The sequence below is a fragment of the Brevibacillus sp. HB2.2 genome, assembly GCF_013284275.1.
Taxonomy (GTDB): domain Bacteria; phylum Bacillota; class Bacilli; order Brevibacillales; family Brevibacillaceae; genus Brevibacillus; species Brevibacillus brevis_D.
Genome location: NZ_JABSUV010000018.1, coordinates 1 through 12,321, shown reverse-complemented (window position 1 = coordinate 12,321; position 12,321 = coordinate 1). Strand labels below are relative to the sequence as shown.

At 42.9% G+C, this 12,321-nt stretch carries 12 protein-coding genes and 1 pseudogene; 4 read left to right on the top strand and 9 right to left on the bottom strand.

All coding sequences use genetic code 11. The annotated features are described in order from the left end of the window. Positions 1–18: 18 nt before the first annotated feature. The 4 genes from HP401_RS14795 to HP401_RS14780 form a co-directional block, all read right to left on the bottom strand. Entirely contained in the window at positions 19–834 is an 816-nt protein-coding gene (locus tag HP401_RS14795) for a methyltransferase domain-containing protein (RefSeq protein WP_173605527.1), read from the bottom strand. 8 nt (positions 835–842) lie between these two features. After that, positions 843–1,643 (bottom strand): alpha/beta hydrolase, encoded by an 801-nt coding sequence (locus tag HP401_RS14790; protein WP_173605526.1) that lies wholly within the window; start codon positions 1,641–1,643, stop codon positions 843–845. Between the two features lie 38 nt (positions 1,644–1,681). Continuing rightward, positions 1,682–4,984, bottom strand: a complete 3,303-nt coding sequence (gene fabD / locus HP401_RS14785) for an ACP S-malonyltransferase (protein WP_173605525.1) — start codon at positions 4,982–4,984, stop codon at positions 1,682–1,684. Positions 4,985–5,069: 85 nt separating this feature from the next. After that, entirely contained in the window at positions 5,070–5,918 is an 849-nt protein-coding gene (locus tag HP401_RS14780; protein WP_173605524.1) for a 4'-phosphopantetheinyl transferase family protein, read from the bottom strand. A gap of 286 nt (positions 5,919–6,204) precedes the next feature. On the opposite strand from HP401_RS14780, the gene loaP reads away from it, so the two are divergent. The 4 genes from loaP to HP401_RS14760 all read left to right on the top strand — a co-directional run bounded on the left by loaP (position 6,205) and on the right by HP401_RS14760 (position 9,196). Beyond that, a complete protein-coding gene (gene loaP, locus HP401_RS14775) occupies positions 6,205–6,738 on the top strand; it encodes an antiterminator LoaP (protein ID WP_173605523.1) in 534 nt (177 codons plus the stop codon). Between the two features lie 195 nt (positions 6,739–6,933). After that, positions 6,934–7,764, top strand: coding sequence for a lipase family protein (locus HP401_RS14770; protein ID WP_173605522.1), 831 nt, complete (start codon positions 6,934–6,936; stop codon positions 7,762–7,764). Between the two features lie 38 nt (positions 7,765–7,802). Continuing rightward, entirely contained in the window at positions 7,803–8,621 is an 819-nt protein-coding gene (locus tag HP401_RS14765) for a lipase family protein (protein WP_173605521.1), read from the top strand. A gap of 161 nt (positions 8,622–8,782) precedes the next feature. Next, positions 8,783–9,196 (top strand): hypothetical protein, encoded by a 414-nt coding sequence (locus HP401_RS14760; RefSeq protein ID WP_173605520.1) that lies wholly within the window; start codon positions 8,783–8,785, stop codon positions 9,194–9,196. A 254-nt stretch (positions 9,197–9,450) separates the two neighbouring features. Here the strand turns inward: HP401_RS14760 and HP401_RS14755 are convergent, their stop codons facing one another. From HP401_RS14755 to HP401_RS14735, 5 genes and pseudogenes are all read right to left on the bottom strand, one after another. Further along, entirely contained in the window at positions 9,451–9,585 is a 135-nt protein-coding gene (locus HP401_RS14755) for a cyclic lactone autoinducer peptide (protein ID WP_015892250.1), read from the bottom strand. After that, a complete protein-coding gene (locus HP401_RS14750) occupies positions 9,575–10,111 on the bottom strand; it encodes an accessory gene regulator B family protein (RefSeq protein ID WP_173605519.1) in 537 nt (178 codons plus the stop codon). Before HP401_RS14750 ends, HP401_RS14755 begins: the two co-directional genes overlap by 11 nt. Beyond that, positions 10,104–10,760 carry a hypothetical protein gene (locus HP401_RS14745; protein ID WP_173605518.1) on the bottom strand — a complete coding sequence of 219 codons (657 nt, stop codon included), beginning with the start codon at positions 10,758–10,760 and terminating at the stop codon, positions 10,104–10,106. Before HP401_RS14745 ends, HP401_RS14750 begins: the two co-directional genes overlap by 8 nt. 534 nt (positions 10,761–11,294) lie before the next feature. After that, positions 11,295–11,705: a hypothetical protein gene (locus HP401_RS14740; protein WP_173605517.1), complete on the bottom strand. Its 411-nt coding sequence runs from the start codon at positions 11,703–11,705 to the stop codon at positions 11,295–11,297. Between the two features lie 9 nt (positions 11,706–11,714). After that, positions 11,715–12,321: pseudogene (locus tag HP401_RS14735) on the bottom strand (hypothetical protein); the annotation flags it as partial.

Below are 12,321 nucleotides of genomic sequence, written 5' to 3'. Positions count from 1 at the left end.
ACTCGACTCCCCCGATCTCTACACCGATTTCTCACCAACAGCCATGTAAAGCTGTCTGAGAATAGAATGTCCTTCCGTATTCAGCATGTTTCGCCATGCCACAGATAACTTGCCCAACGCCTTGCTCGATAAATAACCGTCACGCACCAGCTGCACAGGAATGCCTACACCCTCCGACTTTAGAAACATCTCGTACCCGAGAAGCTCACTATGAGCGCAAATAACTTCGAAATCTATTTTTCCAAGTCCGCCTTGCTTGAGCACTGTTGGCAGTTCACGACCGATTTTTGGGTTGCCGCCTTCCGCATAGCGTGCCGCACAGTAGGCATCATACAACTCTCTCAATTCTGGTACATGTGGGGTGGTCATGATGTGCATCTCGAAATCATTGTCGATGAATACGGCTCTGCCACCTGGCTTTAACAACCTCGCCACTTCACGAACCGCACCGACTGGGTCGGGCAAATGCTCCAATACGAGGCGCGTAATGGCAAAATCATAGGAATCGCTAGGTAAACCCGTTTCCATAATCGATCCCGCGACGATCTCAAATCGATCCGAATGCTTTTGCGTCAAATAGCTTCTGGAATAATCAACGAGAAGAGGATCAATCTCCAATCCCGTCACTCTGCCATTTGGAAACGCCTGCATGACCTTTTCCATCACGAATCCCGGGCCCGAACCTAGCTCTATGACCGACATCCCATCTGTCAGACCAAACTCGATATAATGCTTCAGCTCTTTCTCCCAAAACAACTCCACCTGCGATTTCAAGCGTTCTATTTCTACCTCAACATTCGTTGCAATGTTTGCGATTTGATAAGAACCTTCCATGTTTTTCCCTACCTCCGCCGTTCAGATATCGATTCGTTTAAAAAAGCCAAAATCTCGCCAGCAACAGCCTCCCATTCAGGATCAAGCATCATATCATGACTGATATTTGGGAACAGAACGGGCTCGATTCCGTATGTTTTGCCAATTCGGCGCGTTGTTTTCTCAGAAATCATCCGATCCTGCTTAGAGCCGAGAACCAGCATCGGAGCTTTCGCACTGATGGTTTTGGGAACAATTTTTCCATTCATCTCGGTTCTTGCTTTCAATGATTCAGGCTGCAAGAGCTTCACCCACTCGTCCTTTTTTTCCATCGGTAGCTCCTTGGAAAAAAAGACATTGGCAAGCAGTGAGGCATCTCTTTTTTCGTTATATGTAAACAGCTGCATAGCTTCTTTAAAGTTTTTGAACATCAATCGGAATAAGTCACGCATCCCGCCATGCGGAGGAATTGAGGCAACGAGAACGGTACCCGAGATGATATCTGGGTACTGATGCAAGATCTTTTGCACGATGCCTCCGCCCATGGAGTGCCCGATCAGCACTGGCTTGTTTTTTAGACGCCCGATCACTTCAAGAACATCATCCGTATAATCCTGTAGTGTGTAAGTATGAAGATTGTCAAAGCCGTCACTTTCACCGTGTCCACGAAGGCTCACCGCATAAGAAGAAAAGCCTTTGTCCGCAAAATAAGGAAGGAAGTTTTTTTCCCAACACCATGCTCCATGACATGCTCCATGCACAAAAAGAAGAGGCGCTTCGTTAGAAACGCCCTGCGGATGGTATTCTACTAGTTCTAGTTCCAAATTCATTTTCGCCGTTCCTTTCTTATTTGAGAGTCATTCCTTCTTTACTTGCTCGAACCTGTTAAGGCGTGGATACGCTGATTCAAGAGGTTGGCTGTCTCCTTGAGCAGCATTTCACCGATTTGATCAACGTGACGGTCTCTCCAGTCTTCAACAGCCGTTCCCTTCACCCATTGATTAAAAGAGCCTAACGCAGGTCCGCAGTAAATCTGGTAATCGACTTTATAGCTTTCGGCTCCATCCAAGGCCCAGTCAAAACAGCGGTTAAAATACCATTTGAAAAGGAGCGCCATTTTGTATTTCGGAGTCCGTTCCGCTCTTTTCAGTTCCTGGGGCGGGCAAGTGATTTTCAGTTGTTCATACACTTCTTCAAAGCTGCGTTTAAAATACTTTTCCTGAAGCTGCTGCTTGGTTTTCTCATCGATTTCATCAAGCGAGTTGTATTGACGATAGAGGTCGTGCAATTTGTTCGCTCTCGCTGGAAAGAATAAGCCTTTTTTCAACACCTGAATTTTCGCTCCCATTTCAAACATTTCACCCGCTGGAGCATATTCTGTGTCTTGAACATTGGCCAGCTGCAACGAATCCTTCACCGACTCGCTGGTCGCCGCCTCCACTGTACACTGGTTAATCGAACCTGTCACAATATAATCCGCCCCAAGCATGAAAGCGACCGCAGCAGCTTCCGGAGTTCCAATGCCGCCCGCAGCCCCGATTCTGATCGGCTTGCGGTATCCATACTTGTGCATCATGTTATCTCGGAGCCTGATCATTGCAGGCATCAAAGCAGAAGCTACACCGTGATCGGTATTTCCACCTGAATCGGCCTCCACCGTTAACTCATCCGTCATTGGGACTTCCCGTAACAGACTTGCTTCTTCCCTAGTAAGCTTTTGTTCTTGCAGCAATTTTTCTATCAAGTACTCAGGTGCGGGACTTAAAAAGGCTTCCGCTACCTCAGGCTGTGATACCTTGGCAAAAATTTTGTTTGCCGCCTCCACTTGCCCGTTCATCCCCCGTCTTAATCCCTTGGCCCGATAGATGATCAACGCAGGGGTAATCGCCATAAACGCAGATGCTTCAATCACCCTCACTTGATAAGCCAGATACAGCTCGACAGTTTTTTCTTCCATGGACGGGTCACTTGGAAGATGTAACAAATTCATCCCATACGGCTCGCCTTGCTGTAGTTCACGTTGAATCTGTTGGATGGCTCGCTCGATTCTATCCAGCTGTAGGCCACCGCTCCCGAAAAAGCCCATCATCCCGGCTTTCCCCATTTTAATGACCAGCTTTTCCGAGGAAATTCCCTTGTACATCGCTCCTGCTAGATAGGGATATTTCAGATTGTAGTCCTGTTTAAATGACTGATCTCCCAGCGAAAAAGCGGTAATCTCTTTTGGCTGCTCCATGCTGTTTGCTCTCTCTTCTGCCTGTACGGTGATAGCAACCGGCTTTGCCTCTTGCACCATGCTTTCTTTCTCTTCTTCCCCTTCTATGATCAGCGGCTCTGCTTCATTTCGAATCGTAGTAACTAACTTGGTCAACACAGTACCAGGGCCGACTTCTTCTATTTCGTTTTCCCCCACGGCCAGAAGATATCGAATGGTGTCATTCCACTTCACTGGGTGTGTAATTTGTTCAACCAAATTCCGTTTCACATCGCGCTGTTTATAGGGTCTCGCGTGAACATTGGAAATCACCGGAATGGTCATATCAGAAAACGCAAACTGATTCAAATAGTCCTCAAAGCTCATCTTCGCATCACTCATGTAACGGGAATGAAATGCTCCGCTCACCTTTAGCGGTATATATACTTTTACGCCCGCTTCCTGAAAAACAGGGTTGGCACGCTCGATATCTTCTTTCCGACCTGCAATCACAAATTGGGAGGGAGAATTGTGATTGGCAATATCGATGCTAGTCAGATTATTTTCATGTAATACGCGTTCCACTTGCTCCAAAGTAAACCCGATCACAGCCGCCATCCCTCCACCGACGGCCAGACTCATCAACTCGCCTCTTTTTTTCACCAAATGCAGCCCTGTCTCAAAATCAAGCACTCCTGATGCAAAAAGCGCATTGTACTCACCCAGGCTGTGCCCCGCCACGTAGTCAGGCTTTTTCCCGGTTTCCTCCACTTTCTTCAGGTAGCTAAGCGCATTGACCACATACAGAGCAGGCTGGGTAAATTGCGTTTTACCTAATTGCTTGTCTGGATCATGCAAACATAGTTCTTTGATGGAATAACCTAATATCTGATCGGCTTTGGCTGTTATTTCTGGAAACTCATCAAAAAGAGAGCCTCCCATTCCTTTTATTTGGGAGCCCTGCCCTGGGAAAACATATGTGGTCATTTTTCTGCCTTCCTTTCTATTGGTTTTCAAACTTTTATTTGAGAAAAGCTGCTTGATGCGCTCTACATTTTCTCCGTCCTTTTTAAAAGGTGTGATGATGGAATGGCATTCTGACTGAGAATCTTGCCGCAAATTTCGCTTTGTAAAATTACTCAAATTGCCTGCTGGTCCCAAATCCAAATAGATGTAGCTTTGCTGTTTCTCCAGCTCTTGTACAGCTTTTGGAAGCTGCATTGGTTTTCTTACCACTTGCCAAAAGTAGTCAGCTGGCAGCTCCTTCATGATTTCACCATGAACACCAGATACAAAGGGAATCTGGGGAATTCCAAATGATTTCTGTTTCAATACCTCCCGATAATGTGGTTCAGCCGGATCGATGTAAGAGGAGTGAAACGCATATGATACAGGTAGTCGTTGACAAATAATCCCTTTGCCTTTGACGTAATCCTCCATGCGTTGTAGCTGATGACTGCTCCCGGCAATGACAAAATGCGAATGAAAATTCACTGCTACCAACTCACTATTTCGATGCAAGATCGGCTCTTGGTCATACAAATCGGGATTGTGGAGAATCGCAAGCATACTCCCTTTCTGACAATACGCTTCGTAAAGGGTGGCTTGTTCAACCACGAGTTGCAGCAATTCTTCCACAGGCATGATTTCAGACACTGCCGCCGCCACAAACTCCCCCAAACTGCTCCCCAGACAATAGTCGGGCTTTATTCCGCTTTCCATGAGAACCTGGGCCAGAGCGTATTCCACCATAAAAATAGCGGGATGCGTATAAAGGGTGCGATCAAATATATCGTCTCGTCGCTTCGTGTCATCGTATAACTGGGCAAGGACAGACTCCCCGATCAGGGAATGTACCTTTTCATCTAACCGAAGCATCCATTTGCGAAAGACCGGATTCTGATCAAAAAGGTCTTTCCCCATCTGATAGTACTGTGACCCTTGTCCAGAAAACATAAACACAACAGGCTTTTCCATGTATGATGCACCCCTTGTTTCTATGAAAGGTTTTTATAAAGAAAACTCCCCATAGCCTGGTCAACTGACCGCTTATGGGGAATTTTTATCCGTGATTTGTTATGGATTGCTCTATCTCCTGAAGTAGATTCTTTACTTCAGCAGCACTCCACTCTGTTTTTTTCGGATAGGTGATCGAACACACATAGTCACCTAGGATGTAGGAGGCAGTACGGTATTGAGGAAAGTTTTCAAATAGACTATACACAACCCCATCCCTTATCTCCACTTGGCTTATTTCATAGATATGAAAAGAAGTTGTTAACCCAGTCTTCAAAACTTTGGATAACGCTTCCTTGACTGTCCAGAAAAGAGTGAGCGTCGTTTCATAGGAATAAGGCAAGCAGGACAACAAGCTGCTCTCCTTCACAGTCATTTGCGTCTCCAGAACTTTATTTCTATCAACGCTAATTCTCTCAACATCAATCCCCATCGGTAGCTCCTCCGAAAAAGCAATGGCAGCTGCAAGATCGTCACAGTGGGTGATACTCACTTGGAGATTGGCTGGATTCGGTAGGTTTACGACAGGATGATGAAAAATGCCCTGTTCAATCCATATTCGATCTAAACTGTCTTCCCCATTCAAAAACGAAATGGCTCTTTTGGCGACATATCTCCCTGTCAGGTAGCTTTTTACTCTCCGTTCATACTCCAGATGAAAATAGTACTCGAATTCTCTTGGGTGCAGGAATTTTACTATTTTTAAAAAATCTACGGGAACAGAAAAGTAGCCCATGCATAAACTAGCACGAAACTCTCTATCTGTCCCTTTGATAACGAATTCATTCGTAAAGGTCTGTGGAAATACATGCAATCCAATCTCCGCCTTCTCTCGTTCTACGACTATGCCAAAGGGCAGAGCTTCCCCGGTTCGTGGGTAAATAGTTCTACACACTACCGTTTCTCCGTATGACCTCCCTCGTTCCTTTAACGTGCCGAAACAGCGATTAAATTCCCTGAGAGATTTTACTTTCGATAAGAAGCTGATGTAGCTAACTTTTTCTGTTTATACAGAATCTTTCAACAACCGCATTTATTGCATAACGCGAAAGAATTGGATATATTTAGTATAATACCACAAATTTTGTGAATTGATCTACTCAATCATTCCCATTTTTTTGGAAAGCAATTAGCACTCCAGATACTTACGAATTCACTTCATAATGAAAGGATTGCTCACCTTGAAATGGTATGCCATCTTTGTAGAATCCGGTAAAGAAGAAGTCGTTCAAAAGTACCTCAGACTCTATTTTAATGAGCAGTCTTTAAAATCCATTGTGCCGAAGAGATTGGTGCCTGAGAAAAAGTCAGGCATGGTGTATAACGTCCTGAAGAATTTTTTTCCTGGATATGTACTTATTCAGACTGAAATGACTAACGAAATGTTCCATAAAATCAAAAAAATTCCTAGAAGCTTGCGTTTGGTCAATAACGGTAGTTACTATTCGCAAGACGAAGGCGCTTATTATTCGAGCATTGAAGAAAAGGAAATCACCCCGATACTCCAACTCATGGGGAACGGTGAGGTTGTCGATTATTCAAAAGTATATCTGGAAAATTCAAAGGTGATCGTAGAATCTGGTCCTCTCAAAGGACTAGAAGGCATTATCAAAAAAGTGGACAAGCACAAAAACAGGGCTAAAATATTTTTAACCTTCATGGGAGTAGAGAAAACCATTGATGTGGGAATTGAAATTCTCTCAAAACCTTTGTAATTGGGGAGCGTCGCGTACGCGCCCCCTTTTTTTTTCTTCATACAAGCACGCATTCTGTCGTAAAAACATAGGCTCATGGTAAGTAACATTCGAATAGGATTGACCTGTTTTCATTTGGGAGGGACAAACAAAAGTTCGATGCACGATCTTAAAAGTGTTTGTTCCTTATTCTTGTTTGGAAAGGAATTTGTCTACATGGTTTTCTCGGACGAAGACAACATGTTTACTAGTCAGGCTGCCATTTTCCTTGCAGCCATGAGCTATCAGACTTATCTACTATTTTTTGAAGGCGAGCTTATCTTACCCAAAGGTTTTCAACTGCGATACACCATTCGAGCTTCTGCTGACGTAGAGAATCCAACTGAACATATGTATGGCTTTGTAGCAGAATCAAAAGATCAAATCATCATTGCCTTCAGAGGGTACGCAGCCTATCCGGCAGACCTTTTAGCAGCCTATGACATCCTACAAATTCCCTATCCTTTTGTTACAGATACAGGGAAAACCTCACGTGGATTTACTTGCCTGTATCAGTCAACACGCGATCGATTACTCAGAAAAATAAATCAGTTTTCCGAATCAAAAAAGCTGATTATCACTGGACACAACTACGGTGGCGCTCTGGCTGTGCTGGCAGCTTTAGATATAGCGGTAAACACGCGGTTTAGACACCCCATCGTTTATACCTATGGCAGTCCGCGTATTGGTGACCCCCACTTCGCTTCACGGTTCAATAAAGTCGTTCTAAATAGCCTGCGGATTGTCAATGTTCACGACCCTTTTCCTACCTTCCCCGACCAAAAATATCCACCTCCTTTTACCCAGGAAGGTATCTATTATCAACATGTAAAAAACAAGTTTCCGATCTCGTTTCAACAGAATAATACGCCTCGCAACGATAGTATCGCCTGCTATTTTCATAGCCTCACTCAGCTTGACCCTGATTACGCCCAAACGCTCTGTGTGGAAAATCCGGGATTTTGTCCCGATACCGATACGTGTATTCCGTTTCAAGGCAAATGCTAGCTTTTACAGCCTTGAAACCGAGAAAGGGAGACACATGAATGATCGATCGTATTTATAACAGTGAAGATGCGATTTTACTTGCGGCCATGATCCATCAGGCCTATCAGCTTTTTGAAACAGATTCACTTGTCTTGCCACAAGGGTATCGTCAGCGCTCTGCGATTCGAGCATTGGCTGGTGTCGAGACGCCGGAGCCCGAGATATTTGGTTTTGTAGCCGAGTCACCAGACAGTATCGTTGTTGCTCTTCGGGGAACACGCACGTTTAACGACAATGAGTCAGATCAGGATTTGTATCAAGTCCCCTATCATTTTGTCAGAAAGGCAGGAAAGACCCACCGTGGGTTTACTTGCATTTACCAATCCGCGCGAGATGAATTGATTCGGGAGTTGAGCAAGCTCTCTAGATCGAAAAGACTATTTGTTGCGGGGCACAGTTTAGGGGGAGGGTTGGCCACACTTGCCGGCTTGGATATTGCCGTGAATACGAAGTTTACGCGACCTTTTGTGTATACGTATGGGAGCCCTCGTGTCGGAGATCCTGTCTTTGCTTCGCGGTTTAATCAGACTGTAAAGAACAGTGTTCGGATCGTGAATGTTCATGATATTATTCCGACTTTGCCTTCTAAGGTGTACCCTCCTCCGTTTACGAAAAAAGGGTTGTACTACCAGCATATCGATCGGGAGCATTTGTTAGATTTTCAGTTGAATAGCTTAGCTGTAAGGAATCATGAAATTGTTTGTTATTTTAAGTTTCTGGCGCAGGAGGACCCTGGATTTACGGAGAGGTTGTGCGTGGAGAATGAGGGGTTTTGTCCAGATACGGGGATGTGCGTGCCGTTTTTAGGGGGATGTTGATTCCATTGAATCACTCTCTTTTTTTATGTCCTGTTTATCACGCCGGGCGAGTAATCCCTGAAAAAACTTATTGATAATCATTTTCATCGAGACTATAATGGTTATAATTTCCAAATATTTACTTTCGCTCATGAATGAGCAAAAAAGGAGGCATTACGATTATGAAAAAAGTCATTTTAGCTGGGGCATTAGGGATTGCAGTACTTTCAGGTGTATCTTTGCCAGGAGTGGAAGTCTCAAAAGCTAGCGCAGCAACAACGGCTTTAGACATGCAAGAGGTTACGAAATACTATTCTTTGAGTTCATACGAAGTGACGCAAAAAGAATCTTTTTCGCTGAAAAAGGGAGAAGAACTTACGATATTTGTAAACAATTCTGGATTCCCGATCTCTTATACCGTCTTTGATGCGGATAACAAAGTGATTGGTACATACCAAGCGAATTCACCGTACGGACGCGTCTTTCAAGCAGAAAAAGACGGCAATATTTCTGTACAATTTCAAGCTGGAGCGAATTCTTCCTATATGAAAAAAATGAATTTTACAGCTAAATTCGCTATTTCCAAGTTTCATTAAGCGTTAAGAGAAAGGGGCTGTCTCAAAAGTCGATTTTCCGACTAAACGACAGTCCCCTTTGATTCAAAAAAAATAAGAAAACCCCTTGTCTACCAAGGGGTTGAGATAATTAGTAACGCTCTGAAAGAAGCAGTCTATAAGTTCTATACCATCTCTTACTAAAGTTAAGATTCACAAAAGCTCAGTGAGGCAACCATTTTTCCCCTTTCGATATGAAGATCGAGTGAGAAATGGTCTGTGTCGTTCATTGCTTCTTATTTCTTTAATTCTTCTGGAATTTCAGGTTTTCCCACGAAACCGAAGGATGCTGTAGATACTGCCAGTACTGCAACAAATGAAGCAATTGCTGAAACATGTTTCGCTACGAACATCATCGCTTTATTTTTCATCTTTTCCACCTCCTTTCAGTGGAATTAGCGTCAGTGCTTGCACAAAGAAGGTCTTAACCAGCGTCTCGCTTTCTATGAAAAATAATAAACTGACGATGAGAATTGAGATGATCTTGAGGAGCAAAGTCTGATTCTGTTTGAATAGTCGTGATTGCATTTCTATATCTTGCGGAGCAAAAAGTGCTACTAGAACTACTGTGATGATAATAATCGGGGTGATAAAATCAGTAGGAAGGGTAATGAGAGGGATGAATACCGCTCCCGAAATACTTGTTATGGTGCAGTAGACAGACGATGAATAGTGAAATCCTCCTGAAAATTGGCGTAGTACTAAAAATCCGGCCAATGTGAGTAATGTTCCTTGAAATGTCCCTATGATGAGGGAAAGGGTAAGGCTAATCGTAATGATGAGCAGCATGTTGATGATAAGGATTAGCCCAAATTTCATGGTAGGAACTGACTTCGTTTCATGTGGATTGATCGACTTTAGTTGTATGGCTATTCTTTCAGCAAGAGTTTCAATCATATTCCCCATCCCTTTTTATAGCCAACCATGCCAGTATTGTGATTCCGATTGCCATCCCAAAGAAAATCCACACTAAGGAACCAATTCCATATGTACTTGCTAATTTAAACAAGACCGTTATCAATACACCTGTTACAATGATTAGTGATAAAATCACCATGTTGACTCTGTGGTAAAGAGAGAAAGGCGCTCCGTCTCTGACGAATGTAAATTGTAGTTTACATTTCCGAAGCCCGTAGCATAATGCAAAGGTGAGTACTGCGGAGATTGTCTGGAATATGAACCCGGTGTTGATGGTTCGATCCTCTAACGATTCAATTGTCTCTAAGGTTCCTATGACGGTCAGGAAAAACACTTCCATCATCTGAATCCCCAAGTAGATTCCTGCTGTTATAATGGTCATTAAGGCAGCATGTCCCCAATTCACGTTCCATACCAGAATTAATGCCCCAAAAATTATGACGACTTGGGCTATGGTTGCATAGTCTCCATATGGCGTAAATTGTCGTAGCCCAAACGAGAAAAGCATTAATACCAAACTCACAAAAAGAATCCGGTTGATATGCACCAAAAAACCAAATCGAAATAGCGTAGTCATAAGAGCAAATATTGCGAGGTATTCTAATGTTGAAAATAGGACAAACAGCATGGAACTTTTTCACCTCAATTACTTATATGAGGGTTATATTCTACTAGAAACGACAGAATCCTGCTTTAATTTACCAGATTTGACATTTTAGTGCGTTCGAGTGTCTTTGAGCCTAGAAGTATGAGTTTTGAAGGAAAGAAGTGCTTGAGGTACAAATTATCAAGATGATAACATTGGCGTTTTTACGACCTTAGGGACAGCATTGTCCCCTCGAAATCTGAACAGCGTATAAGCCTGCTCCTAAAGCTCTAACTCCTTCCAATATTAGTGAACCCAAAACAAAAACCGCCCGGTTATTTAACCGAGCGGCTTACTCATCGTGTGTAGCCTTAGTATAGAGCGTTTATCGATTGACTTGCAAAATTCGTAAAAACGTCTTGTGTCAGATATGTTACCCTTCAAATCACAGTTAAGTATACAGTTTTCAAACATTCTAAAACTTCCTCAGGCAGAACAAAGGTTATACTAGTGATTGTAAGGTGAAGCGGTTCATTCCGCACTGGGTAGTCCCACCAGAAGAAGCCTAAGCCTTACCTAGAAAATTTCTTCTATTATAGCCTTGAACGGAGCGTGTCCAGTTTCTGCATTTCTCAATAAAGTCGGCTTTCTAAACCTTAGACTACACCGCAACTTAAAAATAGCGGCATTTTCATTCATTTCGACGAAAAGTACATCTATCCATATTGGTACTAATGGTTGTAATCCACAAAGTAAATTTACAGTGTTATCCAATGTTAATTGCTTGTTCCCAATGTTTTCTTTACTTAAAATGTTTAGCCTCATCATATCATCTGCACCGTTTAGCGGCTTGTCTTTTTCTTTCACAGGCTCTATAACAAATTTGCAATCGTTAAAAATCAATCTTTTCTTTTTTGAAATTTCCTCAATCGTTTTTAATAAATTTTCTCTAAAAATATCTTTATTCATCTGCTTTATTTCTTCCACGTTCATCACCTACTTTAACTTAGTGCTAGAAATCTTAACAAGTTCATTTGTGTTAACATAACCCGAAGGAGTTGTTTCTATAGTATAAATATCAAACCAAGCATTTTTAGTCTTCACCCCTGCTTGCTCAAGAACTTGTGGGAATAATTTTGCTTGCTCAACTGTAGGAGTATAGTGACCAGATAGGTTAGATATACTTCGAACCTGTCCTTGACCATTAAGCTTTAGCTTTCCTGCCGCTTGAACTGGCTGCCCATTTGCCAAAAAGGAATGCCCTCTCCCAATATGAAGTCCTCCATTCATGTCTATAACAAAATCCACTCCTGTAAGACCATTAGTGTTTTTCAAATATCCATTTTCGATATTGAAAGAAAACTCTTTTCCAGTTTGAACATCATCGGGAAATCTATTATTAATTTGTTGTACAGGTCTAACATTACCCGTTCCCTTCTTTAACGCATTGACTATATCCTTAACATTTTTACTTCTCCCCAACGTCAGTGCATGTACGGCAATCCCACTGATTGCAAGTGCATCTTCTAGATTGATATCCTCATCCCGCAACGTATCCAAGTCTTCTTGCATTGGCTCGATAAAGCCTTCCTTTACAAACACT

Excerpts from the sequence above, each read along its gene's own strand:
- HP401_RS14760 (WP_173605520.1), top strand. The coding sequence starts at position 8,783 with ATGAAAAAAGTCATTTTAGCTGGGGCATTAGGGATTGCAGTACTTTCA.
- HP401_RS14790 (WP_173605526.1), bottom strand. The coding sequence starts at position 1,643 with ATGAATTTGGAACTAGAACTAGTAGAATACCATCCGCAGGGCGTTTCT.
- HP401_RS14745 (WP_173605518.1), bottom strand. The coding sequence starts at position 10,760 with ATGCTGTTTGTCCTATTTTCAACATTAGAATACCTCGCAATATTTGCT.
- HP401_RS14755 (WP_015892250.1), bottom strand. The coding sequence starts at position 9,585 with ATGAAAAATAAAGCGATGATGTTCGTAGCGAAACATGTTTCAGCAATT.
- HP401_RS14770 (WP_173605522.1), top strand. The coding sequence starts at position 6,934 with ATGGTTTTCTCGGACGAAGACAACATGTTTACTAGTCAGGCTGCCATT.
- HP401_RS14750 (WP_173605519.1), bottom strand. The coding sequence starts at position 10,111 with ATGATTGAAACTCTTGCTGAAAGAATAGCCATACAACTAAAGTCGATC.
- HP401_RS14795 (WP_173605527.1), bottom strand. The coding sequence starts at position 834 with ATGGAAGGTTCTTATCAAATCGCAAACATTGCAACGAATGTTGAGGTA.
- HP401_RS14765 (WP_173605521.1), top strand. The coding sequence starts at position 7,803 with ATGATCGATCGTATTTATAACAGTGAAGATGCGATTTTACTTGCGGCC.
- fabD (WP_173605525.1), bottom strand. The coding sequence starts at position 4,984 with ATGGAAAAGCCTGTTGTGTTTATGTTTTCTGGACAAGGGTCACAGTAC.